Origin of the sequence: Silvanigrella sp., from assembly GCF_044369315.1 — a bacterium.
GTDB lineage: Bacteria > Bdellovibrionota_B > Oligoflexia > Silvanigrellales > Silvanigrellaceae > Silvanigrella.
In genome coordinates this window covers 1-26,223 of record NZ_JBIPMD010000019.1, presented here as the reverse complement: position 1 = coordinate 26,223, position 26,223 = coordinate 1, and the positions used below count along the sequence as shown (strand labels likewise).

General features: G+C 29.6%; 32 protein-coding genes and 1 pseudogene. 22 read left to right on the top strand and 11 right to left on the bottom strand.

Translation table 11 applies throughout. The annotated features are described in order from the left end of the window. The 9 genes and pseudogenes from ACIQ56_RS03360 to ACIQ56_RS03320 form a co-directional block, all read right to left on the bottom strand. Positions 1–415: pseudogene (locus ACIQ56_RS03360) on the bottom strand (haloacid dehalogenase); the annotation flags it as partial. Beyond that, positions 402–1,274, bottom strand: a complete 873-nt coding sequence (locus ACIQ56_RS03355) for a hypothetical protein (RefSeq protein WP_397599665.1) — start codon at positions 1,272–1,274, stop codon at positions 402–404. The pseudogene ACIQ56_RS03360 and the gene ACIQ56_RS03355, both read right to left, overlap by 14 nt. After that, on the bottom strand, positions 1,267–1,962 hold the full coding sequence (locus ACIQ56_RS03350; protein WP_397599664.1) for an SDR family oxidoreductase: 696 nt from the start codon (positions 1,960–1,962) through the stop codon (positions 1,267–1,269). The genes ACIQ56_RS03355 and ACIQ56_RS03350 overlap by 8 nt, the downstream gene beginning before the upstream one ends. Then, the gene (locus tag ACIQ56_RS03345) at positions 1,950–2,366 is read right to left on the bottom strand and encodes a MaoC/PaaZ C-terminal domain-containing protein (RefSeq protein WP_397599663.1); all 417 of its coding nucleotides are present in this window, start codon (positions 2,364–2,366) and stop codon (positions 1,950–1,952) included. Before ACIQ56_RS03345 ends, ACIQ56_RS03350 begins: the two co-directional genes overlap by 13 nt. Then, positions 2,359–2,601: an acyl carrier protein gene (locus tag ACIQ56_RS03340; protein WP_397599662.1), complete on the bottom strand. Its 243-nt coding sequence runs from the start codon at positions 2,599–2,601 to the stop codon at positions 2,359–2,361. Before ACIQ56_RS03340 ends, ACIQ56_RS03345 begins: the two co-directional genes overlap by 8 nt. Beyond that, positions 2,602–2,751, bottom strand: a complete 150-nt coding sequence (locus ACIQ56_RS03335) for a hypothetical protein (protein ID WP_397599661.1) — start codon at positions 2,749–2,751, stop codon at positions 2,602–2,604. An 836-nt stretch (positions 2,752–3,587) separates the two neighbouring features. After that, positions 3,588–4,640 carry a pyridine nucleotide-disulfide oxidoreductase gene (locus ACIQ56_RS03330; RefSeq protein WP_397599660.1) on the bottom strand — a complete coding sequence of 351 codons (1,053 nt, stop codon included), beginning with the start codon at positions 4,638–4,640 and terminating at the stop codon, positions 3,588–3,590. A 242-nt stretch (positions 4,641–4,882) separates the two neighbouring features. Further along, positions 4,883–6,304 (bottom strand): amidohydrolase family protein, encoded by a 1,422-nt coding sequence (locus ACIQ56_RS03325; protein WP_397599659.1) that lies wholly within the window; start codon positions 6,302–6,304, stop codon positions 4,883–4,885. A gap of 421 nt (positions 6,305–6,725) precedes the next feature. Beyond that, positions 6,726–7,901: a pyridoxal phosphate-dependent aminotransferase gene (locus ACIQ56_RS03320; protein WP_397599658.1), complete on the bottom strand. Its 1,176-nt coding sequence runs from the start codon at positions 7,899–7,901 to the stop codon at positions 6,726–6,728. 409 nt (positions 7,902–8,310) lie between these two features. On the opposite strand from ACIQ56_RS03320, the gene ACIQ56_RS03315 reads away from it, so the two are divergent. The 8 genes from ACIQ56_RS03315 to ACIQ56_RS03280 all read left to right on the top strand — a co-directional run bounded on the left by ACIQ56_RS03315 (position 8,311) and on the right by ACIQ56_RS03280 (position 14,964). Continuing rightward, a complete protein-coding gene (locus ACIQ56_RS03315) occupies positions 8,311–9,159 on the top strand; it encodes a flagellin (protein ID WP_397599657.1) in 849 nt (282 codons plus the stop codon). A 24-nt stretch (positions 9,160–9,183) separates the two neighbouring features. Continuing rightward, the gene (locus ACIQ56_RS03310; protein ID WP_397599656.1) at positions 9,184–10,065 is read left to right on the top strand and encodes a flagellin; all 882 of its coding nucleotides are present in this window, start codon (positions 9,184–9,186) and stop codon (positions 10,063–10,065) included. 16 nt (positions 10,066–10,081) lie between these two features. Further along, positions 10,082–11,494, top strand: a complete 1,413-nt coding sequence (gene rpoN / locus ACIQ56_RS03305) for an RNA polymerase factor sigma-54 (RefSeq protein ID WP_397599655.1) — start codon at positions 10,082–10,084, stop codon at positions 11,492–11,494. A gap of 156 nt (positions 11,495–11,650) precedes the next feature. Continuing rightward, positions 11,651–12,094 carry an HPF/RaiA family ribosome-associated protein gene (locus ACIQ56_RS03300; RefSeq protein ID WP_397599654.1) on the top strand — a complete coding sequence of 148 codons (444 nt, stop codon included), beginning with the start codon at positions 11,651–11,653 and terminating at the stop codon, positions 12,092–12,094. A gap of 185 nt (positions 12,095–12,279) precedes the next feature. Further along, positions 12,280–12,747, top strand: a complete 468-nt coding sequence (locus ACIQ56_RS03295) for a PTS sugar transporter subunit IIA (protein WP_397599653.1) — start codon at positions 12,280–12,282, stop codon at positions 12,745–12,747. Beyond that, the gene (gene rapZ / locus ACIQ56_RS03290; RefSeq protein ID WP_397599652.1) at positions 12,744–13,643 is read left to right on the top strand and encodes an RNase adapter RapZ; all 900 of its coding nucleotides are present in this window, start codon (positions 12,744–12,746) and stop codon (positions 13,641–13,643) included. The genes ACIQ56_RS03295 and rapZ overlap by 4 nt, the downstream gene beginning before the upstream one ends. 106 nt (positions 13,644–13,749) lie before the next feature. After that, on the top strand, positions 13,750–14,076 hold the full coding sequence (gene trxA / locus ACIQ56_RS03285; protein ID WP_153420799.1) for a thioredoxin: 327 nt from the start codon (positions 13,750–13,752) through the stop codon (positions 14,074–14,076). A gap of 12 nt (positions 14,077–14,088) precedes the next feature. After that, complete coding sequence (locus ACIQ56_RS03280) at positions 14,089–14,964, top strand: ribonuclease HII (protein WP_397599651.1); 876 nt, start codon at positions 14,089–14,091, stop codon at positions 14,962–14,964. Here ACIQ56_RS03280 and ACIQ56_RS03275 read toward each other — a convergent pair. Next, a complete protein-coding gene (locus ACIQ56_RS03275) occupies positions 14,961–15,641 on the bottom strand; it encodes a response regulator transcription factor (RefSeq protein ID WP_397599650.1) in 681 nt (226 codons plus the stop codon). The genes ACIQ56_RS03280 and ACIQ56_RS03275 overlap by 4 nt on opposite strands. Before the next feature lie 340 nt (positions 15,642–15,981). On the opposite strand from ACIQ56_RS03275, the gene ACIQ56_RS03270 reads away from it, so the two are divergent. From ACIQ56_RS03270 to greA, 5 genes are all read left to right on the top strand, one after another. Continuing rightward, positions 15,982–16,341: a hypothetical protein gene (locus ACIQ56_RS03270; protein ID WP_397599649.1), complete on the top strand. Its 360-nt coding sequence runs from the start codon at positions 15,982–15,984 to the stop codon at positions 16,339–16,341. After that, positions 16,313–16,798: a hypothetical protein gene (locus ACIQ56_RS03265; protein ID WP_397599648.1), complete on the top strand. Its 486-nt coding sequence runs from the start codon at positions 16,313–16,315 to the stop codon at positions 16,796–16,798. The genes ACIQ56_RS03270 and ACIQ56_RS03265 overlap by 29 nt, the downstream gene beginning before the upstream one ends. 8 nt (positions 16,799–16,806) lie before the next feature. Further along, the gene (locus ACIQ56_RS03260) at positions 16,807–17,688 is read left to right on the top strand and encodes an N-acetylmuramic acid 6-phosphate etherase (RefSeq protein ID WP_397599647.1); all 882 of its coding nucleotides are present in this window, start codon (positions 16,807–16,809) and stop codon (positions 17,686–17,688) included. An 85-nt stretch (positions 17,689–17,773) separates the two neighbouring features. Continuing rightward, positions 17,774–18,022 carry a DUF1844 domain-containing protein gene (locus ACIQ56_RS03255; RefSeq protein WP_397599646.1) on the top strand — a complete coding sequence of 83 codons (249 nt, stop codon included), beginning with the start codon at positions 17,774–17,776 and terminating at the stop codon, positions 18,020–18,022. A gap of 273 nt (positions 18,023–18,295) precedes the next feature. After that, on the top strand, positions 18,296–18,796 hold the full coding sequence (gene greA / locus ACIQ56_RS03250; RefSeq protein WP_397599645.1) for a transcription elongation factor GreA: 501 nt from the start codon (positions 18,296–18,298) through the stop codon (positions 18,794–18,796). Here greA and ACIQ56_RS03245 read toward each other — a convergent pair whose 3' ends face one another. Then, the gene (locus ACIQ56_RS03245) at positions 18,797–19,459 is read right to left on the bottom strand and encodes a hypothetical protein (protein WP_397599644.1); all 663 of its coding nucleotides are present in this window, start codon (positions 19,457–19,459) and stop codon (positions 18,797–18,799) included. It lies immediately after the preceding gene. 96 nt (positions 19,460–19,555) lie between these two features. Between ACIQ56_RS03245 and ACIQ56_RS03240 the strand changes: the two genes are divergently transcribed. From ACIQ56_RS03240 to ACIQ56_RS03200, 9 genes are all read left to right on the top strand, one after another. Next, complete coding sequence (locus ACIQ56_RS03240; RefSeq protein WP_397599643.1) at positions 19,556–20,089, top strand: hypothetical protein; 534 nt, start codon at positions 19,556–19,558, stop codon at positions 20,087–20,089. Positions 20,090–20,098: 9 nt separating this feature from the next. Continuing rightward, positions 20,099–20,410: a hypothetical protein gene (locus tag ACIQ56_RS03235; protein ID WP_397599642.1), complete on the top strand. Its 312-nt coding sequence runs from the start codon at positions 20,099–20,101 to the stop codon at positions 20,408–20,410. A 1-nt stretch (position 20,411) separates the two neighbouring features. Further along, on the top strand, positions 20,412–21,476 hold the full coding sequence (locus tag ACIQ56_RS03230; protein WP_397599641.1) for an AI-2E family transporter: 1,065 nt from the start codon (positions 20,412–20,414) through the stop codon (positions 21,474–21,476). Next, a complete protein-coding gene (locus tag ACIQ56_RS03225) occupies positions 21,469–22,107 on the top strand; it encodes an RNA polymerase sigma factor (RefSeq protein WP_397599640.1) in 639 nt (212 codons plus the stop codon). Before ACIQ56_RS03230 ends, ACIQ56_RS03225 begins: the two co-directional genes overlap by 8 nt. Before the next feature lie 76 nt (positions 22,108–22,183). Further along, positions 22,184–22,969, top strand: a complete 786-nt coding sequence (locus tag ACIQ56_RS03220) for a hypothetical protein (protein ID WP_397599639.1) — start codon at positions 22,184–22,186, stop codon at positions 22,967–22,969. A 133-nt stretch (positions 22,970–23,102) separates the two neighbouring features. Beyond that, a complete protein-coding gene (locus ACIQ56_RS03215) occupies positions 23,103–24,365 on the top strand; it encodes a tetratricopeptide repeat protein (RefSeq protein ID WP_397599638.1) in 1,263 nt (420 codons plus the stop codon). A gap of 83 nt (positions 24,366–24,448) precedes the next feature. After that, positions 24,449–25,312 (top strand): tetratricopeptide repeat protein, encoded by an 864-nt coding sequence (locus tag ACIQ56_RS03210; protein ID WP_397599637.1) that lies wholly within the window; start codon positions 24,449–24,451, stop codon positions 25,310–25,312. A 6-nt stretch (positions 25,313–25,318) separates the two neighbouring features. Continuing rightward, positions 25,319–25,717 carry a tetratricopeptide repeat protein gene (locus ACIQ56_RS03205; protein WP_397599636.1) on the top strand — a complete coding sequence of 133 codons (399 nt, stop codon included), beginning with the start codon at positions 25,319–25,321 and terminating at the stop codon, positions 25,715–25,717. A gap of 36 nt (positions 25,718–25,753) precedes the next feature. Then, on the top strand, positions 25,754–26,223 hold a 470-nt coding region (locus ACIQ56_RS03200; RefSeq protein ID WP_397599635.1), incomplete at its 3' end, for a hypothetical protein.

The window sequence follows — 26,223 nt, the reverse complement described above, 5'->3', positions numbered from 1 at the left end:
AGGAAATTGCTTCGAAATATCCTGCTGCAATTAAAGTCCTTGCATATAGCGCCGGATCATTTGGTAATTCAGGCACAGCCACATTAGGTAATTCCCTTCGAACTTGCATTCGCTCAGCAGGGTTATCATCAAGGAACACCATGCTCTCTAATCCCAAAGAAAGCATATCAGCAATTGCTTTTATGTTTGAAGATTTATCCATCCAATTGGCTTGAAAAACAGCGATATGCTCTTCACGAATAAGCATATCAGGATGCTGTATAAATGGTTGCCGAGCTGTTGCATCCTCGTTTTTTGAACAAACTGCGAGTACTATTCCTCTCTCACGTAGCCCTAATGCGGTTTGCTGAATATGAAAATGAGCTTCTGCTGTTGGATCTCCATTTCCAATCAATATACCCTCAAGCCCAATCATCACCAATGACACCACCCCATAGCGTATTATCTAAATCTAATATAAGACAGCGACGACTTTTTCCTAATTTAGCAGCTAAAATCCTACATACAAAGTCTGCATAAATGGGCAAGTATTTTTGCGAAAATGATAATTTTGCAATATTCCATAAAGTTGGATCATGCCAATTTGTTAACCCTACATTAGCTGCAAGTCCTTCAATATCCAATATAAATGTATTATCAGATATAAATCCTTCTAACTCTCTATTAAAGTTAGAAATTAACCAAGCTAAAGTACCAGGCAAACGCCTTTCATAACTACCAAAGAGAACCTCAACAGGAGGGGCAATATTTTGTAAAATAATTTGTGCACCTGTTTTTGTAATCAAGGATCTTACTATTGTAGTTGTATACTTTAAACAATCTTGTAAATTTCTCTCAGCCGCCTCTTTATTTCCTGGACTGGGTGAAAAAGGTAAACCACGGTAATCAATAGCTACTAGTAGTACGTTTAAATTTTTTCCTGTGAATGTGGACTCTGACGAAAAAGCCTCTTGAGCAATTTGATTAAATTCTGACTCAACCACCTTCAGATCAATACCAAACCGTAGTGCAGTTCCTACCAATGCAGGAACCGCTAACTTTGAATTGGAATTGCTAACTATTCCCATTTTCAAGGGATTTAATGGAAACAAACTGCATCCCTGGTTTTGCAAAGATTGCATTTTTTTATACAAACGCCTTAATTGATTATCATCTAAAGAGAAATTAGCTAATTCTCTTAATTCATTACCTTTAGAGGCATTCATTAATATTCTAGAAAAATCTTGAGAAGGTTTTGGCAACCATAATAAATCTTCGTATATATTATTATTCATATTGAATCTTTTCAATAATTAATTGAGCAACTTCTTCAGGAGTTGAAATTTGACCTTTGCTTTGCACCATCTCTAAATAACGAGAGTCAAAAACATCAAGCATTTTAGTTTTAGTAAAACTAGGTTCTATCATTCTCACTTTTAGCCACGGATACTCTGCAGAACAAATAGATAACATGCTACTAAGAGCCGATTTTGCAATTATATAAGCACCCATTCCTGTTGCAGGAGCACGTGTGTCAGATCCAATAGCTTGAGTTAATATTCCAATAACTGTTCCAGATTTTTTTTTACGAAAGAAGTTTGTAATTAAACCTTTTAGTAATAGTTGAGCTCCAATCACATTGACTTGAAACTGATGTGATAAATGCTCAGGTAATATTTTTTGAAATGGCAATATTTCAGGCGGTGGTGATGCAGCATGTATCACACCCACAAGCGAATCTGATTCTTCTAAATTATCAACAATCATTTGAATTGCTTTTTCAATAGAATTATTAACAGACATATCAATATTGACTGCAAATCCTTTTAATTCTTTAGCAAGACTATCAGCTTGAGCTGCATTTGTATAAAACCCTATTATAGGAGTAATCCCAATAGTTGGTAATAGCCTACAAAGAGCAGAACCAATCCCTCCTGAACCTCCAGTTACAAATATGTATGATCGAGATGTTACAGTCGCCATATAGCGTCTACCTTTCCACGACATAAGGTCTTTTTATCTTTTAAAATATAAAATTTAAATTCAAGAGCATATGTAGAGTCCGATTTATTAATTAAATCTGCTCCAAAAATTAATTTATCATCTGGGAAGCAAGGCAAAACAAAGTCTACTTTTATAGCAACTAATATAGCGTTTTTATCAGGTAATTCCTGACCAATTAAACGTGAAATTTGACTTGATAAAAGTAACCCATGAACTAAAGGAGCTTGAAACCCTTTTGATTTTACAAATTCTAAGTTTGTATGAATTGGATTAAAGTCTCCACTTAATTTTGCAAATGATTGCATATCTTCCATAGAAAAAGAAAATGACCATTCAATATGCAAGTCGTCTAAATATTTATCCCAAAGTCTTATATTATTCATTTGGCAACTTTTGTAATATTAAATTAGCCATTTGACCGACATTCTCTAAATTAGATATTTCAGAGGTAGAAAATCTCAGGTTAAAAAATTTTTCAATTGCAACAATCAATCTAATATGCGCTAAACTATCCCAACCATCAATATCATTAGCAGTAGTTGAAGATGTTAATATCAAATTGTCATCATCAAATACACTTTTAAATATTGGTAATAGTTTATTAATTATATTTGTCATTTATTCTCCATTTAATAATTTAGTGTCACAAAGTAAAAAAAGTAACGTTAATGATGTTACTTTAATCAGATGGCTTTTAAATTTAAATCGAACTTTTCTGAGCATGTAATGAAACCCCATGCCACATAATGTAGCTTTAGCTAAACCCAATTTCTTAAAACCATCCTATACCTAGATGGTTTTTTCATATTATGATTCTGTTCTATGATGTTGTTTAAGTATTTATTCAGTCGCTTCCTGAACTTCTTTAAAAGTTTGCTACGGATCTCCCCTCAACATAGTACAATCACTTTATTAATTATCTTACAATTTATAATTTTTTTTTCAAATTGTTTTGGGGATTTTGCAACTTCTTATTCAAGGTAACAAACAAAAGGTTGCAGAGTACTTGCTGCATTTTTAAACAATTTCAATTGGGTACTATTTACTAATTTAAATCCAAGGGCATCATTCTTGTTTTCTTGCGATAACTTGCCATACAACATAGATAACGTAACGGATGATATACCAAAAAAAGGCTCTTTAATTAAAATAATATTCCATCAATCACTCAATTTCACAATCATATAATACAGGAAGATAATAAAAAAAATATTTATATATATTGAAAGTGATGTCATTTAAAAAAAATTTCCGTTATCTTTTTTAAATTTTCTCTACAAAATATTTTTAATTCAATTTAAATTTCACTTTTAAAATAAAATTTAAATCTGTATTTATTTTATGTAAAAGTATTTATATTTAGAGCAAATTCATTTAATAGAATTTTTATTTTCGAGTTATTAAAGTAATAGAATAAAAAAAAAATAAAGAATGATTTATAAAATATAAGATACAATTTTGCTAAATTATTTTTAAAAATATAAGTTGAACTTTATTATTCATATTGAGTAGAGAATAAGTTCATTCAACTTGGGAAAAGATTCTAAAGACAAGTAAATACGAATTTTGTAAACAAAAATTTTTCAATATCATTTATTTAAAAATTATATTGAATAGCGTAACCATATTGGCAAAACATTATTAATATAATTCATAAACTTCCATAATCCGACTCGATATTCTTCATTTCCAAAGGAATCACATTTTAGCTCAGGAAAAGCGATTCCAAAACCAAATAAACCGGGGGCAATAATTCCTGTTTTTGAATTGTATTCAAACTCAGAAAAGCCTTCTATAATGATTTTTCTTCGTTGAAATCCAATTGCATATACGGCATGATTACATTTGTATAATTCATTTTTTAAATTATCTTCATTTGCAAGGAAACGATTTAAGTTTTCAGGTAAACTTCCATGTAAATTTTCTTTAGCCCACTGCGCCGTTGTTCCTTTTAAACCCGTATTGTCATTTAAAGTTGCATTTCCACAATTTAAAGCATAACAAAGGGGTGACTTATAAAAATTAAAAATTTTTGTTTTTGGGCAATTTTCAAGTATATTCCGTATTACTAAAATTGCAGAATGGGATGAACCAAAAACAGATATAATATCATCAGAGTGACAATATTCTTTTAATTTTTGTTTATTTAATGCAATTTCTAAAGGAATTGTTTTTAATTCTGGAATGGAAAGCGTTTTTTCTTCAGCGCCAATGGCCATTACTACATTTTTTGAAATAATTGGATTCTGATTAGAAAATTCAACCAACCAATAACGATTTTTTATTTTTAAACTGCTAACACTATCAAAATTCGAAACAACTTTAGACATTAAAATATTTGTAACCCACTGCAAAGGCTTCACCATAAGATCAAGTTCACAAGTCTCATCCGCTGAAATTTTTTGAATATCAAATAACTCATGTGATTTTAAAAATTCAAATGAGTTACAAGAATTTAAAAAATTAATAAATAAACTTACTTTTGTATTGCTTGGTACTTTATTCCATTTTTTACCAAAATCTCCGACTTTAAATTCAGGATCAATCCAAAGGATTTTTTTAGGATCAATATGATTGTCTATAAGTTTACCAACAGCAGCAATTCCGGCAGGTCCAGCTCCAATCACGGTCCACTCATATTCATTTTCAAAAGTCATTCCACTCTCCTTTTTGATATCCTCATAAAATACTGAATTTAACAAAATAGGCAAACATTTATATTTATTCATAAAATATTTTATATGTGTAGAACGAGTTCAAGCCAGAAAGCTAAATTTAAGTGGATCAGAAGTATTGCTAAGCTTTAAGATAAAAGCAAAAATAATTTTGCTTTTATGATTTGCATAGAGGGTAACAACATTTGGAGAAAAATATTGTTACCCTAATAAATAGATCATATTTATTGATTTTGCAGTTGTTTTAATATTTTTTCTATATCATTTTTATTAAATAGGATTCCATTTATCATAACAGAATCTATTTTTTTTGTATTTTCAATATGAATTAATGGATTTTCTGTTAATAAAACAAGATCAGCAGTTTTACCAATTTCAATACTACCATAATCTTTTTCTATTCCTAAAAACTTAGCAGGATTTATTGTTGCCGTTTGTAATGCTTCTATTGGCTTAAGCCCTGCTTTTACAAATAGTTCCATTTCATCATGAATACTAAAGCCATAAAAAACATTAGGAAGTGGTTCAAAAGTTGATAAATTAGCGTCTGTACCTGCTAATAACGGTACTTTTGCTTTATTCATTTTATTAGTAAGAATAAGATATTTATCAAACAGTTCAGCGTTCATTTTTTGCGAACTTTTAGAAGATTTTTTTTCAGTAATAACCTCTTCCCAGAACTTTTTAATATTTTTTGGAATATATTTGGATCTTTCATCAATTGATGTCACAAAAGAGCCTTTTTGTATAGCTAATGTTGGTGTCTGCCAAGTTTTATTTTTTGAAAAAGTATTAATAATATTATTTTCTTTATCGTAATCAATATTATTAGCTGCTTTTAAATCTAAGGAAAAAAGTTCATCAATATTATTGGTTTTAGATATATCGCCCCGAATTTCATCTTCTAATTTTGATGCTGCAATAAAAAATTCTGTGAAATGTTCAATGCTACTTTGACCTAAATTTGAAGCTTCTATAGGACTAATTTCAGACGGGATATGACCTGCAAATGGGATTTTTCTTATTTTACATTCATCAACTAAAGCGTAGTAAATATTTTTTTCAATGTGTGAGTATGGTTTTATAAAATCAACTCCTTTTTCTTGAAATGATCTTACTGCACGCCTAGCTTCTTCTTCTGTTTTAATACTAAAGTGTAATTTTATTTTATTATCGAGAGCTGGTCCTGAATAAAATATTCTAGGAGTAGAAATACTTTTTGAAGCTTCTTTTTTCCACTTTTCAATTTGTTCAAATGAAGCTGACATGTCACGAACACCAACAACTCCATTGGCTATGAAACTTGGAAATGCTATTTTTTGATTATCTAAAATATGAACATGCATATCCCATAAACCAGGAATTAAATATTTCCCTTTTGTGTTGATTAACTTAGCTTTTTTAGGAATGACAAGATTATTCTTTGAGCCTATATTAATTATTTTATTATCTTTAATTAAAACCCATGAGTTCGGTTTTAACTTTCCAGATTCTACATCAACTATAGTAACATCCAAAAAAATAGTAAAATGATCATTTGACTTTAATTTTGGCATGATTGCTGAATAAGAGGAAGTGTAAAAAGATAAATTTAAAATACAAACGATTAAATATAATATTATAAAAATAGGATTCTTATTTTGCATAAATACTCCTTAATTAATTGCAAAAATTATTTAAAATTATTTAATTTTATAAAATACAAACAAAATATTTATAAAGTTTGTATAATTTAAAAATTATTATTTATTTTTTTTAAAGTCAATAAATAAATTTTTTTTAATTTATTTAATAATTATAAAAATTTATTATCCATGGTAAAAAATAAGATAAAAATTAGAAGATTAATAATTAACTGTTCTTCTCAAAAAAAAATCTATTTTTAAAATAAATATTTATATATGGATTTAAATAAAATGAGATCATTTAATAGAAATTTTATTTACAAAATTAAAATTATTTAGAAGCATTGCTAAAATTACAATAAATATAAAAATAACATTGCTTCAATGATTTAATAGGTAGGATCTAAGATTATTAAAGAAAAGTGTTAATAAGAAATTTTAATTATTTATCTTGCATTAAAATTTCTTTTAAAGCTTTCGAACCCTCAGTCACTTGTTGAGTACTACAGCTAAAAGCAAAACGAATTGCATTTGCACAACTAATTCCAAAACTATCACCAGGAGCACTTCCAATGCCACGCTCTGCTAAAAAGTCAGATAGTTGAGAAACAGATTTAATTTGCAATTTTTGTAGTAATTGAGGTTCTACTTCACACCATAAGTAAAATGCGCCCTGAGGTTTGAAAGGAATAATTCCAGGAATTTCAGAAGCGGCATTAAAAATAATTTCACGGCGAACTCGATACTCAGATAACATGTAATTTAAATGCTCACGAGGTCCTGTTACAGCAGCTAATGCGCCCCATTGTGCAATACTATTAATTCCATTTACAGTACAACGTAACAACTTAGGAATTCGTTCTTTTAAAGATTTATTTGTTGTTACAATATAACCAACTCTTAAGCCACTCATCGCATGTGACTTAGAAAATGAATATAAAGAAACAGCTTTGTCATATCCTTCTAAACCACTTGCAGGAGAATAATGCTCTCCTTCATATACAAGATCTTCATATGCCTCATCACAAACTAGCCATAGACCACGTTCTGCAGCTAAATTTGCAATGCGTTGTAGTTCTTCTTTTGGGACAATTGCTCCTGATGGATTTTGAGGTGAGTTGACAAAGATTGCTTTCGTGCGTGATGTAATTTTTTTAACAATATCTTCGTAGGAATATTGATAATTATTTTGTCTTGTTAAAGGAACAGATACCGTAACACCACCTGCTAAACGAATATTTTCTCCAATTTCCGTCCATAGTGGTTCAGGAACAATAACTTCATCACCTTGCTCTAACATGCATTGAAAAACAACATATAAAGCATGCATAGCTCCATTTGTCACAAAAATATCATTTTCTGTTACTTTAATTTTATTTTGATTATAAAGTTTTTGGGAAAGAGCTTTTAAGAGTTCTGGTATTCCATTATTAGGAATATAATGAGTTTTTCCATCATGAAGTGCTTTTTCTATTGCAGCAGTAATGTGCGGTGCAATTGAAAAACTTGGATCACCTGACTCTAGGCGATAAACCTTTTTTCCTGTTGCTTGCAGCTTTAACAGCTGCTCTCTAATTTGCACAATTTTGCCAAAACTAATCGAGTCAAGACGATTCATTACGATACCCCTAGTTTTTATGTAAAAAAAACAATTTATAACCTATGAAAGAGAACCAGAAGTCACCCCAAAAGTCAAGAAAATTGCAAGATTTTTGTAAGTTATTGTAAAAATGGTTCTTTCTAAATCTCAATAATTTCGCTCTAAAAGTAACAAACAACCCAAAAAATAGATAAAAAATCAAATTTATACAATTATTTGATTTTTCTACACTATTTAATTATTTTTAGATATTCCATAATTTTTTCTAATTTACCAATTTATTTCCTCGATAAGAAAAACATGGGTCACGGAAACACCATGGAACATAGGTGAATGACTCATAAGTTCGCAAAGTATCAAGGTTGGTACTGCGAACAGCCCCGCATTCCACTTATGCGGCAATCAGGCTATCAAGGAGGAAAAAGTTATGGGTCTTCGCATAAAAACCAACGTAGAATCTCTTACAGCCCAAAGGTTTTTATCAAATAATAATTCAGATTTAACCTCAAGCATGGAAAAATTATCTTCTGGACTAAGAATTAATAAGTCAGCAGATGATGCTGCAGGTCTTGCTATTTCTGAAGGATTAAGAGCAAAAACAAGAAGCTTAATGCAAGCTAAAAGAAATGCTAATGATGGTGTTTCTTTAGTTCAAGTAGCAGAAGGCGGTCTTAACGAAACAACAAATATTCTAATTAGAATGCGTGAATTAACAATGCAATCTGCTAGTGATACTGTTGGAGCTCAAGAACGTCAATATATTGATAAAGAGTATCAACAATTAACACAAGAAATTGATCGCATTTCTGAAACAACAGAATTTAATGGTCGAAAATTATTAACAGGTCAAACTTCCGAAAGTCTAATAACGTTACAAGTTGGATATAACGGAACAGAAAATGATATTTTAACTTTACAATTTAGTGAAGAATCTACAGGAATTAATTCAGAAACATTAGGTTTAAAAGACACCTCTCTTGCTGGAGAAGATAGAGAACAAATTGCCTCAAATTTAAATACAATTGACGAAAGTTTAAATATGATTGCATCTACAAGAGCAACTCTTGGTGCAACACAATCAAGATTAAATTCAGCAATAAGCAATATTTCCATAAACACTGAAAATATGATGGCTGCAAATAGCCGCATTCGTGACACAGATTTTGCGGAAGAAACTGCAAAATTATCACAAAGTAGAATTTTATCTCAAGGTGGACTTGCCATTCTAGCACAAGCGAATCAACGACCAGAAATGGCTTTATCATTTTTACGTTAAAAAATATTTTTAAGGAATTACTTTATGGGAATTAGAATTAAATCTAATATTGATAGTTTAATGGCTCAAAGACAGCTAAGTGAAAGTCAAACAGAATTAACAGATAGTTTGCAAAGATTATCTTCTGGACTAAGAATTAATAAATCATCAGATGACGCTGCTGGTCTTGCTATTTCAGAAACAATGAGAGCAAAAATTAGAAGCTTTGCTCAGGCAAAACGAAATGCTTCTGATGGTATTTCATTTTTACAAACCGGAGAAGGTGGTTTAAGTGAATTAAATAATATAGTAATTAGAATGAGAGAACTGACAACACAAGCGGCTAGCGATACCGTTGGGGAAACAGAAAGATCGTTTTTGAATAAAGAATTTCAAGAGCTTGGAAAAGAAGTGAATCGTATAAAAGATCAAACAGAATTTAATGGAAGAAAATTACTGTCTCCTGATGAACAAACAGATATTAATATTCAAGTTGGAGTAAATTTTAGAAAATCAGATGGTGAAACAAATGAAGATAATGAAATTATCACTCTTAAATTTGATGATTTAACTGAGCTAAATGATTCTCTCACAACACTTTCTGAATTGAGTATTGAAGGAGAAAATGGCAGAGAGCTTGGAGGTGGTCAAACGGAAGATATATTTTCAGCACTTGATGATTCTATGCTAAAAGTGACCAAAACAAGAGCAGCTCTTGGAGCATTGCAAAGCAGATTGAACTCAACTATCACCTCCATTGATATTGGTAGTGAGAATTTAAGTGCTGCTCAATCGAGAATTCGGGATGCAGACTATGGAGCTGAATCAGCGAAATTTGCGCAAAGTAAAATACTTGTTACCGCAGGGACCTCTGTATTAGCGCAAGCGAATCAAATCCCAGAAACCGTTTTACATTTAATAAGATAGCTTGGAGAAACTTTGAATGGCTTTGGAAATAAAGCAAGGACTGAAAACAACCCAAAAGATATCGCTTTCAGCTGAGCTAAAACATTCCATTACTATATTAACCCTAGGTCGTTTTGAACTAGAAAAGTTGATAATAGATGAGCTTGAAAAAAACCCTTGCCTTGTTGGTGTTGCAAAACAAGAAGAAAATAATCAGCTGCATTATGAAGAATTAAAAAGAGCCCTTCAAAATTCTTATAACCAAAATGATTATACGGAAAGATACAATGACATAAAAAGCAATGAAGAAATATCTTCAAATGATCAAAAAAGAGAATATGCAGATACTTCTTCAATTAGCTCTATACATTCTCATATAGAAAATCAAATCGCAGTAATGAGACTTAGCTCCTATGAAAAAGAATGTATTAATACTATTTTACAATATATAGACGATACTGGGTTTTTAAATACAGATATAAAAACCATTTCAGAAAATCATGATATTCATTATGATGATGTAAAATTTGCAATAGAAACCATTCAAAAATGTGAACCTACTGGGATTGGAGCAAGTAGCATTCAAGAATGCTTATTATTGCAATTCAATAAATTAAAGAAAAAACCTAAGTATATTGAAAAACTTTTAACAGAATATTGGTTAGATTTTCAAAAACAAAACTTTATAAAAGTAGCAAAATTAGAAAAAACATCTGTAGAAGAAATAAAAAATGCTTTTCGTTTTATTAAATCAAATTTCGATCCTAGACCAGCAAGACAATTTGGACAGCAGTCAAATCAAATTATAATCCCTGATGTCTATGTTTTTAAAAGAGATGATCAATGGATATGCAGTACAAATGAAAATGGTTTACCAAGACTAAAATTATCAAAAAAATATTCAAATTTAATCAAAAGCATTAAAAGCAATTTGAATGAAATTCATTCTAAAGAAACTTTTAAATATATCAATGAAAATATTAAATCTGCAAAATGGCTTGTAAAGTCATTGAAAGATAGAGATAAAACAATTATAAAAGTTGTTGAATCTATCATTAAACACCAAGAGAATTTTTTTGAAAATGGTGTAGAACACTTAAATCCTTTAACTCTAAAAATTGTTGCACAAGAACTCGATTTACATGAAAGCACAATTTCAAGAGCCACTGCAGACAAGTATCTTTATTCACCAAGAGGTATATTTGAATTAAGGTATTTCTTTAATACTGCTGTAGAAAATAATTCAGGAAAAGAGCTTGCAAATGAGTCTATAAAACAATTTGTGGCAGAAATCATTAAAACTGAAGACAAAGAAAATCCATTATCTGATCAAGAAATTTCAGAAAAAATTGAATCAAATAAAGGGATTAAAATAGCCCGCAGAACAGTTGCTAAATATAGAGAATCACTAGGCATAATGTCCTCATCAAAAAGAATACAAAGGTTCTAACGATTTACCTAATTCAAGTTGACTCTTTAGCCAATTGATGGTATTTTTAGTTAAATATTGTATATTATTATACAATATTTAGTTTCATTTGTTTCTTTTATTACAAATGAAAGCTTTTGATTTGCTTTAGTTCTGTTACCTTTCTTAGGAGGCTACATGCAAGTAGAAGTACAATTTATTAATTTCCCTAAATCTAAGCAAGTACGTGAGCTTATAGAAAATAAAATTAGTGAATGTGTAGAAAAATTTTCAACTAATTCTTCTATTGTCAAAGCTTTTTTCAGTTTAGATGGTATTGAACATCATGTTAAACTTGCTGTTAACTCAGGTAAAATAAATATTTGCGTAAATGCAAGTGCAAATGATGTAGCTCATTCCGTTGACAAAGCAGTAAATAAACTTGAATCTGCTCTTCGAAAAAATGTAAAACGTCGTATTCACAAAAGAATAGAGTTTTCTTCTGTAAATAATGATTCCGATTATAATGTAATTAATTTAAGAAGAAATAAACGTTTTGCTAAAAATGATGAAAATATATTTGATAAATATGAGTCTCACTATATTTCAAACTTTGAAGACCGTATTCGTAAAGTAAGTTAAAGTAACTTCTTACTTGCAAAGAGAGAGGTAGATATGAATTATCTACCTCTTTTTTTGATCTTCTTTTTCTCCTGGAACGAGAATGATATAGTAATGATTGACAGAAAGTTTTTTTTTACCTATTAGAATACAGGTAAATAAAATTTTACCATAAAACGTTACTTTTCTAAAAGCGGCCAAATAAAATGACAATCCAAATCATCCGCAATTTAATTAAAAACCAGTCAACTAACTTATTTCTTGAATCTGATTCAAAAGAAGACATATTAAAAGAAATCGCTGAAAAAATTTCAGTTTCAAAAAAAAATCATGATAAAGTTGAAATCTTTACTGGTTTAAAAGAGCGAGAGACAAAAGCAAGCACAGGAATTGAATTTGGCATTGCGATACCGCATACATATATTTCAAAAATTAACGAAACAGAGCTCTTTTTGTTTCTTTCCAAAAAGGGAGTAGAATTTGACTCTTTTGACCATGAACCAACAAAGTTATTTTTTGTTATTTTATCTCCAAAATATCCAAAAACCCCAAAAATTTCAAAATTAAATATTATGGCAAATATTTGCAGATCAATGCGAATAGAAACCTTACGAAAAAGAATTTCATCTGCAAATAATTTACAAGAAATATTATTATATTTGGAGAATTCATGAATAAATCCACTGAAAATAGTATCACAAATAAAAAAAATGTAATTATTGTATCTGGACTTGCGGGGTCAGGAAAAACAATTGCAATACATGCCCTAGAAGATTTAGGTTACTATTGCATTGATAATTTACCAGCCGTTTTATTAAAATCTTTTGCAGACTCAATCGAATCTAATAATTTGAAAGCAACCCATATTGCACTTGCTCTAGACTCAAGAGATCCCGATAATCCTGTTACCTTTGAAAGTATCTACCCTGGATTAATGAAGTCATGTAATTTACAAATAATTTATATTAAAGCATCTAATGAGGTTATTTTAAGGAGATTTAGAGAAACAAGAAGGCAACATCCATTAAGCGTTTTGCACCCATTATCTAGTTTACAGGATATCATCAAAATAGATGAAAATACCTTAGAGCCTATCAAAAATTTAGCGCATCGCTCTCTAGATACATCAAATATGCCAACTCAATATTTGAAAAGATTTATTCATAAACATTTTTCTATATCCGATTCAAACAGTCATTTTTTATTAAATATCACTTCCTTTGGATTCAAACACGGCACACCATCCGATCTTGACACCCTATTTGACGTACGTTGTTTTAAAAATCCCCATTATGAGCCACATTTAAAAGAACTGACGGGCCTTACCCAGCACGTTAAAGATTATGTTTTTAGTGACCCCAATGTTTCTCTTTTTATCAAAAAAGTTATTGATTTAATTGAATTTTTCTACCCCCTATACCTTGAAGAAGGAAAACATTATTTTTCAATAGGGATAGGCTGCACAGGAGGCAAACACAGAAGTGTCGCCATTGCAGAAGAACTTGCTAGAATCTTTAGGGAGAGTTTTCCATTAGTTACGGTTGAGCATAGGAACATTGAGGTAGATTAATCAAGAAGAACCTCTTGACCGATGCACCTACCCGATACATCTTATAGCTTGGTTGAGATTCTCTTAAGCATGAGAACTCACATTTTTATTTATGAAAGGGTAACTCATGTCAGATTTAGTATTTAAAATTACAGATCATAACTTTCAGACTGAAGTTTTAGAAAGCAAAATTCCTGTTTTAGTTGATTTTTGGGCAGATTGGTGCGGACCATGTAAATCTTTAGAACCTGTTCTTGAACAAATAGCAAAAGAGCAAACTGGAAAAATCAAAGTTTGTAAAGTAAATGTGGAAGACAATCCTCAACTTGCTGCAAGCTTTAACATTCGTAATATTCCATTCTTAGCTTTTGTTAAAGATGGACAAAAAGTAGCTGAACTTGTTGGAAATCAACCTAAACAAGTTATTTTAAATCAAATTAACGCTCTTCAATAAAGTTCATTTTAAATGAACTTAAAAACAAATATCTTTCAGAATGAGCAATTTCTTTTAGATACCATTGCAAAGGAACAAAAGTTAAAAACCAATGTTCCTTTGATTATATCTATTGATGAAGTAGGCAGAGGTTGTGTTGCAGGCCCTGTGTTAAGTTGTGTTAGTCTTTGGACACTTAAAGGTTATGATCCAAGCTTTAAAACCAAAAGTCAAAAATGGGTTTCGTATATCGATGATAGTAAAAAACTCTCCGAAAAAAAAAGAACTCAATGCTTTGATCTTATCCTAAATGACTATGATTATAATTTATCTAGTATCCCTTTCTCAAAATTAAATCCAAACAATTTAAATCATCTTGTTCCTTCAAATACAAAATTGCATTATAAATCTGATTTATTTATAAATAAAAAAAATTCGGATCATTTAAATGACTTTGAATGTATTTATTTTTCTTTAGGAGAAGCATCTTCACAAGAAGTTGATGAGTTTAATATTTGGAATGCATTACAACTTGCTATTGCTAGGGCTTTAACAAATCTTTATTATTTTTTTAAATCGTCATCAGAATCGAATATTTATCCTAATTTAAATCAGGCTATTATTTTAATGGATGGCAAACATTTTATTAAAGTACCAAAAGAATTTGAAAAAAATATTCAAGCAACCGTTACCCAAGCAGATGGATTATTTATTAGCGTAGGATTTTCAAGTATTATTGCTAAAGTATATCGTGATACTTTTATGATATACCAAGACTCCTTATATCCCTCTTTTGGTTTTTCAGGGCATAAGGGCTATGGTACTCCAAAACACTTAAATATCATTCAAAATATTGGAATTTGCCCATTGCATCGTAAAAGTTTTTTAACAAATTATTATTCAAATTAATCTATTCCATCATCAAAAATATAGCCACCACCTCTTACCGTTTTAATAAATTTTTTATCAAACCCTTCGTCTAATTTTGACCTCAAACGATTAATTTGTACTTCAATAATATTTTTATCACTAAGTTCACTCATATTCCAAATCTTTTCTAATAATTCGTTTCTTGAAACAGTAATTTTATTATTTCTTGCTAAAAATTCTAGTATTTGAAATTCTTTTTTAGATAAAAACAACTCTTTTCCATCTCTAGTAACTAATTGTTTATTTAGATCAATTTTAAGGCCATCAAAAATTAAACTATCTTTTAAATTTACAGGAGATCTTCTTAACAATGCCTTAATTCTAGAAACTAATTCTGGAAATGTTATTGGTTTAACCAAATAATCATCTGCTCCTAATTGCAGGCAATGAACAATATCCGTTGTTTTATTTTTAGCTGAAACAACAATAATAAAAGTATTATAATCTTTAATTTTTTTCAATTTTTCTAAAATTTTGAGACCATCCATAGTAGGAAACATCATATCTAAAATAATGAGATCATAAATATTTGTTTGAGCTGTAATAAATCCTTTCTCACCATCATACTCGACATCAACTATATATCCTTTTTCTTTCAAACCTTTTTTTAAAAATGTAGCTGTTTTTTCTGAATCTTCAATAATTAATATTCTCATTAAATTCCTCAAATTATAAATATAAAATATTTATTTTCTTAAAAACAAAAAAAGAATTTTCTTTGTTACTTAATAGTTATTATTTAACGAATAGTATTTAATTTAATAATGAACATTAAATTACAAAAAAGATATATTTAAAGATCAATTAAATATCAAAAATTATTTTTAAATTTAATTATTTTGATATTTTTATTTTTTATCAAATCTGTCATTTTTATACCCCAAAACAACTCTAAAGAAACTTGAAGGAACTCCGATAATGTTTTGAGTGAATGGTTATGTTTCATTCCCATTCTAAGTTCTGTCACAACATACTGATATAACTAAAGGATATTAGATGGTGCAGAGAAATCAAGCAAATCCAATGAAAGTAGATGTCTCTTACGAGCTTTATAAAGAGCTTGCTGGAGAAATTTGCTCTCCTCTTGATGATGCTGATTTAGATATCGATTTGAGATATGAATTATATACTAGTAAACTAATTTATCTATACAACATTCAAGAGCAATGTTTTAAATGCATTAATTCCGAAAAAACAGAAAATTCTTATACACCGGAAGACCATGTTGTCATTCAAAATGCCATTGAAGTAACAAAGGAGTTCATCCGTCAGACAATTCGTGAAGCACTCTTAAAAGGCTTAACAATAGCAGAAAAGAAGGCTCTAGATGCTTCCCGAAATCAATACAATACTTGAATTATTTGAACGGATGTCACTTGATGAAAAGGTATATTTTAGCTTCAATAATGAAGAAGATATAGAAATATGTATCATGTTTACAAAAAAACCGGACAAACGAAACTGGAGCATTTGGCTTGCTTTAAATGAACAAGCTTCAAAACAAACCGTAACAATCAATCATTTGCGTCAAGTTTTAAAAGCATTTAAAATTAGTGAAAAAATATTTATAAAAGAACTTGCCGATGTATTATTACTTCAAGCAGCCTATGCAGATGAGTTTATAAGACAAATCACCGAAGTATTAGGAAAAGAAGCTGTGCAAAAATCAATTTTACAAACACAAAATTTTATGGATGAACTCGCTTCAAAAATTAAAAATTTGATACATGAAAATGAGATGCAAGATCCAGAAAAGAGCAAAGTAACAAAAGAAAAAGCAAAAAATAAACAAAAATTTAAAATTATAAAGTAAAAAAAATTATGGATACAGAAAACAAGTCTGATAAATATAATAAAATTGATCTATGGGAAACCAAAGATATTTTAGAATCTATTTTAGAATCCCAATTAAATGCGGTTGCTTCTATAAAAAAATTAATAGAAGAATTGAATATAGCTGTTACCAAATGTCTACCTTTACTAGAAAGCGGTGGGAGAATTATTTTTGCTGGCGCTGGAACTTCAGGAAGAATGGCAGTTCAAGAAAGCTCAGAACTATATCCAACTTTTTCATGGCCTAAAAATAAATCTTTATTTTTAATTGCTGGCGGTCAAAAGTCTTTAATTGAAGCCGTAGAAAATGCGGAAGATAATTTATCACAAGGTGAATTAGATGCTAAAAAAATAAAACCCACAAAAAAGGACATCTTTATTTGTCTTGCTGCAAGCGGAAGAACCCCTTATACACTAGGAGTCCTAAGGACTGCTAATTTAGCGGGAGCACTTACAATTGGAATTTCATCTTCTTCAAATTCCCCTTTATTAAATGAATCTAAAATCAAATTATTCGCAAACACAGGAGCTGAAGTCATTGCAGGATCGACAAGAATGAAAGCGGGAACGGCACAAAAAGTGATCTTAAATATGTTAACGACAACTTTGATGATTCGATTAAATAGAACTTATGATTCCTATATGGTAGACTTGGTTGCAACGAATGAAAAATTGAATAAAAGAGCAGCATATATTGTCTCTGGTATTAGCAATGTCAATCTTGAAACAGCACACGAAGCTTTGAATTTTTGTCACGGCAAAGTGAAATTGGCCTGTGTTTATTTAAAATATCAAGATTTAAAAAAAGCAGAAGAAATATTAATTGAAAACAATGGAAATTTAAGACTTTGTCTCGATTCTAAGAAATGATAAAAAAACCTAACCTCAAAAAATGTATCCAAACCCTTTAATAATATGATAAGCCTTTATTGGGCGTTTTTAGGAGAAAATTACAATGCAAGAACATTCTTTATTTGATCTTTTAGTGCTTTCTTTAGGGAACGCGGCTCTAGTTGGTCTTGGAATTGTTCCAGAGCCAGGGAGCAATGCACACCACAAAGATATTGAATCTGCTAAGTACAATATTGAACTGCTTGAGACCCTTCAAAAGAAAACAAAGGGAAATCTTTCTCAATCTGAGGAAGAAATGCTTTCAAGTTTGCTTTACGACCTAAGATTAAAGTATGTTGAAGCAAGAAAGTAACCATGCTATCCTATTGATGTGTCATTGAACACATGTAATGATACGGGCATGTAATACGAGAATGCGGGCTGAAGGTTCAACTTTCAGCCCGCAGGCTAATTTTACAAGCTTCTTCCTTTGAAGGAAAAGGGAGGTTCACAACAAAGTGAACTAAAACTAGTTTGTAGGCATTTTGCCTAAAAAACTTCTGGCGAATCGATCTTTGTTATCAAGATAATTGGTGAAAAGTTCGGTTTGTTTCTTTTTTTATCCAAATTATAAAAGGTAATTTTTATGTCAATTGAATCTAATTCTCCAATTCCAATAACCTCGGTTGGACATGAAAAACTGAAAGAAGAACTAAAAAGACTAAAAACAATTGATAGACCTAAAGTCATTTCTGAAATTGCAGAAGCACGCGCTCTTGGTGATTTATCTGAAAATGCAGAATATCATGCAGCACGCGAAAAACAGGGCTTTATTGAAGGCCGTATTATGGAACTTGAAGACAAATTAGGTCGGGTTCAAATTATTAATGTAGGTAAAGGGAAAACGGATAGAGTTGTATTTGGAGCTATGGTTTCCTTAGTTGATGTGAGCGACGATACAAAAGGTGAAGAAAAATCCTATCGAATTGTTGGTGATCTTGAAGCAGACATTAAAAATAATGCAATTTCAATTTCAAGCCCACTCGCAAAATCATTAATTAATAAAACAGTTGGTGATATCGTAACAGTGAATTTACCACGCGGCGAAAAATACTATGAAGTAAAAGACATTCAATTTACGGAATAATTAAAAATTTGTCCTTGGTAATACGGAACCTATAGCTTGATTAATATCGCCAATTTGAAATATTACGCCAAATTGCGCAAAGTAACTATTATTTTCTATAGATAAAGTATTTAAATAGGTATTAGATGAACCATTGTTTAAGTTCATCACATTTTGTCTTCTCCATCCCATTTGAAATAATAACGATTTATCTTTAGCAAAAAAATAATCAAATCCGCCAAATACGGAATACATATCTGGAACTGGGGCAATTACTTTAGCTGTCCCCATATCTGTAGTAATTGACATTTCTGGATACCAAATCGCTCCATATTCAGCCCCAGAAAAAATACGAAATTTCTGCCCTATATTTAATGCTAAACCTGCCATTATAGTAGGAAAAGCGACTGCATATCCTTGCTTTAATTGACCGTATGAGGTCATATCAATTAACAATCCCGTAGTGGTTCCTACAAAAAAACCAAAGTTTGAAATAATATTTATATGATAAGAATATCTTATAAAAAATCCTGAATTTACGACCGTTTGGGACAATGGTTTTATTTTTTCCGATTCAACAGAAGTTGAATTTTGTTTCAAAGTCCAATTAGAATATTCTGCTGAATAGAATAAAACTAAATTATGCCCAGCTCGAAAGTCAGGAACATATGTATTTTCAGACACCACATCTTCTTGAGCAAGAACAACATTAGTAAAAAAAAGAGATTGTGTTACAATATGAAAGTATTTGATTATTTTTAAAAAAGGACTTCTTAAAAAATGTCTCTCTTTAGCCAGAAAAATATGATTTCTATTTTTATTTTTTTGTTTCTTATTATAATTATGAACTGTGCGTCGCATCCTTTAAATGTTTCCTTAGTTGGCTGCTTTGTTTCTTTAGGATTTTTAACTCTTACTTACGTAATTCAAAAATACCATATTCAAAAACTATATTTTGTAGCATTTCATCTTATTTCAATTATGTTTGTACTCATTTTTCAAACTCCAGAAGTTTTTGCACTTGCCTTGCTTACCCTTCTTTTAAGAGAATCTATTTTACTAGCTAAAAACAAAGCTGAAAAAGGCTCTCGCATATGCCTTTTATCAGATCTTGGAATGATAAAGCCAAAAAGGCAACTTTCTTTGGTTTTCAAATATACAATGCCATTTATTATAGCTTCTTTTACCTGTTCCTTCCTTTCAAATTTATTTACCTTTCCTCCAATAGCTCTTGCTTACTTTGCTCTTTTCCTATTTGCTATAGGTTTTGGAAGCCTTATTGTAGAAGAGCTTTCCTTTGCCGCAACAGAATAGGAGCAAAACATGAGTAATCATAATTTTTCTTTTGATTGGAAAAAAATTCAAGAAACATTATCTGATGCTGCAAAAATTAGTACTAGAGAGCTCAAACGCGGTGTCGATGAAGCTAAAAAACAAATTGGAAAAGTACAATTGGTTCAAAAAAGAAAAGAGCTATTTGCAGAACTGGGAAGAAATTTATATGAAGCATATGAAGACGGACTTCCTGAAGAACTTGAAAAGCTATTGAAAGACACAGAGTTATATGAAATTATACAAGATATTCAGAATACAGATAAAGAACTTATAAAACTTAGAGGCGTAGATAAGGGATAAAATGAAAAGTTACAGAGGAAAAATATTTTTTTTATGTTTCTTTTTAATTACACTCTGTCTTTTTTTATTTTTAAATATTGTCATTGGCCCCTTAATCATATCATTCGTGGCTGCCTATCTTATTAATCCTCTATTTGAATTTTTAGAAAATAAAGGCATTAAAAGGTCTTTCATTTCTTTTGCAACACTAATCATTCTTACTGTTTTATCTATACTTGCCATCTGGATATTTTTTCCTATATTGTTTGAACAGCTTCAAGGTTTAATTAAACTTCTACCAGGATTTAAAACTTATTTAGAAGGCTCTCTTTTTCCAAAAATTCAAGGATTAATTGCAGAAGTAACAGGGCAAAAATATTATAATGTAATTCATTTATATGATTTATTACCTATTAATGTCGAAAAAGTAAGTGAAACTTTAATATCTCGCATAGGAGCAAGTACAAGGTTTATTGCTTCTATTTTAATTATGGTTATTTTCACCCCATTTTTTTCATATTTCATAATGCGTGATTTCAATAAAATTCATAATAAAATATTTGATTTAGTTCCCATCGATATTAAACCTGTTTTTATTGAATTTATTGAAGAAGTTGATAAAAAATTAAGATCTGTTTTACGTGGTCAGTCTATTGTCATATTAACATTATGTGTCTTGTATCCAAGCGCCTTACTTATCGCAGGTTTACCAACAGCAATCGCTGTAGGAGTTTTAACGGGTTGCGCCCGATTAGTACCTTATATGGATATTCTTGTTGGAAGTTTTCTCTGTTTTTTTGTATTAGTTACAAACTCAGCGGATGGACATCTTATTTTAACTGTATCTCTGGCTTTTTTAACGGTACAATGTTTAGATGGATTATTCATCACTCCAAGGATCATGGGAAGATTCTCAGGATTACACCCTTCTCTGGTAATTCTGTCTGTGCTTTGTTTTGGTGATTGGTTTGGGTTTTATGGTATTTTATTAGCTGTGCCTTTAGCAGCAGTTGGAAAAGTATCATTTACTATGATTATAAAGTCATACAAGGAGTCCCAGTTTTACAAAAATGGCAACAATGGATAATACTAAATACGTTGAATCAGTTGTAGAAATTGAATTAAACTGGAACACACAATTTGTTTCCCAATCAAAAAAATATTGGGATGCTATGTTTCGTTTTAGTTTCAGTCTTTGTAACAACAAAATTAAAGCAGAAGACATTCATCAGACATCTTTGCTAAAATCTTTAAAAGCATTTCAAAAGTTTGTAATAAACTATAATGCCCAAGCAAACTCGAATGAAGAAGTCGACTCTCTGTTTCAAAGCCCAGATATTCAGTATCATTTTAAAAATTGGCTTTTTAGAATTGTTAAAAACACATATATTGACGATAGAGAAGTAAATAAAAAATGGAAATTTGATTCCTCTGAAGAGGCTTTAAATACATTATACAATGAACCTTCCGATCCACTACAAAATGATTTTTCTAATAATATAAATGATTTAAAAAAATCAGAAAAAGAATTTTACCGCCTTGCCCTAGATGACAATTGGAAAAAACGACTTGATCAGCTCAATGATAGGCAAAGAAGCATATTATTTCTTGCGGCAGAAGACTATTCCTATAAAGATATCTCAGCTATTCTTGGGATTCCAATAGGTACCGTCATGAGTACGCTATCTCGTACACTCCAAAAACTAAAGTCAAACTGACAAGTTTTGGAATAAAAAAACCTTTTTAATCGTATATACTAAAGAAGGAAGAATTATACTTTGAGGTGTTTTTAAAATGTTACCAAATGATCCAAAATTTGAAAATTCGAAAGAAAATTGGAAGGATCAGGTTAAAAACCATTACAATCAAGTTTCTTTATCTTCAGATCAAAAACGTCTGCTAGAACACATGCTTTTAAATAAAGCTCAAAAAGAAAAAAATCTGTATTTCAATAATTTAATTCAAAAATTTAAAAATGTATATCATAAAAACGAAAAAAAGGTATTTTCACATTTTATCACAGCAGCCGTAGCAGCAACTGTTACATTTGGTCTGTTACACGTTTTTGAAAATTCAAATTATGACTTTATTTCTGAAATGGTTTCTTCCATGCAAGATGCCAATGCAATGCCTCCAGACTTTGATCTTGTTGGGGACTCCAATGCGCTCCCACAACTTTCTATGGATTCTTTGCCAGATCAATCCTTTGAGCCTGTTATTCCAAAGCAACTTGCCCAAAGTTATTCAGCTTATGAAGGACGTTTCTTTTTATACAAAGGCCAACAAGGCGTTAGTATTACAATGGAACCTAACCAAAATATACAAAAAACAAAACTACTTCAGTCTAAACCAAGTGTGCTGTACATTGTAAAATTAACCAAAAAAAATGAAAATTCATTTCCTAAACAAAAAATATTGAAAAAAATTCAAGCTGCTTCTAGTAAAATTAGACGTGTTTATGCTTGGCGAGATGGAGCTTATGGTTATGCTATGGTTCAACCTCAAGGTATTCAAGAAAATAATAACTTAGAAGAAAATGTTTTATCCAACGAAGAACAACCTAATGTAACCGCAAATTAACATTATAATTTATATAAAAAAATCAAATTTAAAATTTAACTTAAAAATGTCACTTATCTTTTAAATCTTCATTAAATTATAATATAATTTTAAAAAGTTTTAATTTTATTTGCTGATTTCAAGGATTCAGAATATGGAGCCTAACGAAGAAACCATTTCAGAAAAAAAAACACTTATATTGCTTGTGGAAAGCGAGCCAAACGCTCGAAATTATCTTAGTACTGCAATAAAATCGAGTGATAATTTCGATGTATTAAACAGTGGATCCATAAGAGATACCATGGAAATACTCAAAGAAAACTATGAAAAAATAGATTTCATATTATTTAATTGGAATTCAATAGAAATTCCAGGAAGCACTTTTTCACAAAATATTAGAAAAATATATAACTATGACCATATTGAACTCATTGCAATTTCACAAAATTTAACACCTGATGATACTTTTTTAATTGCTGAACTTGATATCCATTATACCCTTCCTAAAGTAATAAATAGAGCAGATTTAATTAAAAAACTTGAAGAAGTAAGAAAAGATTATCATTTCACAAAACCTGAGCTACAAAAAATAAATGAATTAAAACATTTTATAAATTTAGAAAACCTAGAAAAATGCGAAGAAATTGTTAAAGATGAAAAAGTACTTTATAAGATTAAAAATAATCATAAATTTTTATATTTAAAAGGTGAATTACTTATTTTACGAAGACAGTACGAAGAAGCAATTCAATTTTTTAATTCCATGTTAAAAGACAAATCTAAATTAAACACTTTTGAAACTCTTAAAACCATGAACACTCTAGGAAAAGCATACTGTTTAGCAGGAAAAAATAAAGAAGCACTCATGATTTTTGAAAAGCTAGAGGCAAAAAGTCCAAAAAATTTAAACCATAAAGTGATGGTTGGAGAAGCTCTTTTAGGATTAGATAAAACATACGAAGCAGAAACTAAATTTCATGAAGTACTTGAAAAAAATAAAAAGGATAAATCTGCATTAACAGGTCTCATAAAATCAAAATCAATCTCAGGAAAATACGAAGAAGCAAAGTTATTCTATCATCAAATTGAAGGAGATTTTGAAAGTAAATCACTAGCAAGTTATTTTAACAATAGAGGAGTTGTCCTTGTTAAAAGTGATAAATTTGATGAAGCAATTTCATTCTATAAAAATGCTTTATATTTTTTCAAAAAATATAAAGATCACATTAATTTTAATTTAGGAATGGCCTATTATAGATCAAATAGAATTGAAGAAGCTGTCGATTATTTTCAAGAAGTATTAAAGTCTGATGATTTTGAGTCTTTCGCAGATAAAACTTTATTAAAGCTTTTAAAAGAAGAAGGGGCGGATAAATTTATAGAAAAATTCAAAAAATCTACAACACAAATTCCATAGTGAATGTGTTTTAATTGATTTATGATGAATAATTATATTAAATTAAAAAAATCATTCTTTTTTATGAATTAAAGGAAAAATAAATGGAGCCTCATAAAGAAGTCATTCTAGATAAAAAACTCATTATATTACTTATAGAAAGTGCTGTAGAATTAAGAGCGTTTTTTTCTGGAGCAATTAAAAAAAGCGTTAATTTTGATGTTATAACAACAGGCTCAGCAAACGATGCAAACAAAATTTTGATCGATAATCATGAAAATATAAATTTTATTCTATTTAATTGGATTTCTCCTAACATTTCAGGTTTTATTTTTGCTCAAAATATTAGAAAAAATTTCAATTATGACCATATAGAATTAATTACATTTTCACAAAATTTATGTGAAGAAGATTCTTTTTTATTATCTGAACTTGATATTCTTTATACAATACCAAAAATTATTAATGGAGCACAGCTAATAAAAAAACTTGAAGAAATTCGTTCTGACTATCATCTCTTAAATCCGGTTTTAAAAAAATTAAATGAACTTAAACATTATGTAAACATTGAAGATCTTGAAAATTGTGAAGAAGTAATAAAAGATGAAAAAATTCTTCATAAAATAAAAAACAATCATAATTATCTTTATTTATACGGAGAAATATTAATACTTAGAAAAGATTATGAAAATGCCATAAAATATTTTGAAGAATTGCTAAAAGACAAATCAAAACTAAACGGAATAGAAACTTTAAGGACGATGAGTACTTTAGGTAAAGCATACTGCCTGGCCGGAAGAAATAAAGAAGCATTAATGATATTTGAAAAACTAGAGTCAAAAAGTCCTAAAAATTTAAGTCATAAATTAATGGCTGGAGAAGCACTTTTAGGACTTAATGAACATTTTAAAGCAGAATCTAAATTTCATGAAATTTTGGATAAAAATCCCAAAGACAGAGGTGCTTAAACAGGAATGGTAAAATCAAATTCTATTTCTGGAAAACATGACGTTGCTAAATCTTTTTTTCATCAAATTGAAGGCGAATTTGAAAGCAAATCTCTCGCTAGTTACTTTAATAATAGAGGTGTCATGCTTGTAAAGGAAACTAAGTTATCTGAAGCAATTTCATTTTACAAAAATGCTCTTTATTTTTTTAAAAAATATAAGGGACATATTAGTTTTAATTTGGGCATGGCTTATTATAGATCTAATAAAATTGAAGAAGCAGCTGAATATTTTAATGAGGCAATAAACTCCACTGATTATGAACTATTATCTGATAAAACATTACTTAAATTATTTAAAACTGAAGGTATGGATAAATTTATTGAAAATTTTAAAAAATTAAATATACAAAAAATTGATGATTAACAAATATTTAATATTTTTCTTATTTGAAGGGTATAAATGAAGATACAAAAAGAAACAAAATTAGAAACAAAATTAGAAAAAAAACTGGCAGTCTTACTAATTGAAAACCTTGTAGAACAAAGAACTTTTTTTGCAGCAGCAATAAAATCTAGTGAAAATTTTAGCGTCATAACTTGTGGCAATTTTAAAGATGCTTTTGAAATTCTTATAGATGATCATGAAAATATAAATTTTATATTGTTTAACTGGTCATCTTCAGAGGTTACAGGAAATATTTTTGCGCAAAAAATAAGAACGAATTATAAATATGATCATATAGAACTTATTACTTTTGCCCAACACATGAGCGATGAAGATGCTTATTTATTATCAGAGTTAGACATTCATTATAAAATTCCAAAAATTATTAATGGAAATCAACTGATAAAAAAGCTAGAAGAAATTCGTTCCGATTATCATTTAATCAATCCAATTTTAAAAAAAATAAATGAACTTAAACATTATAT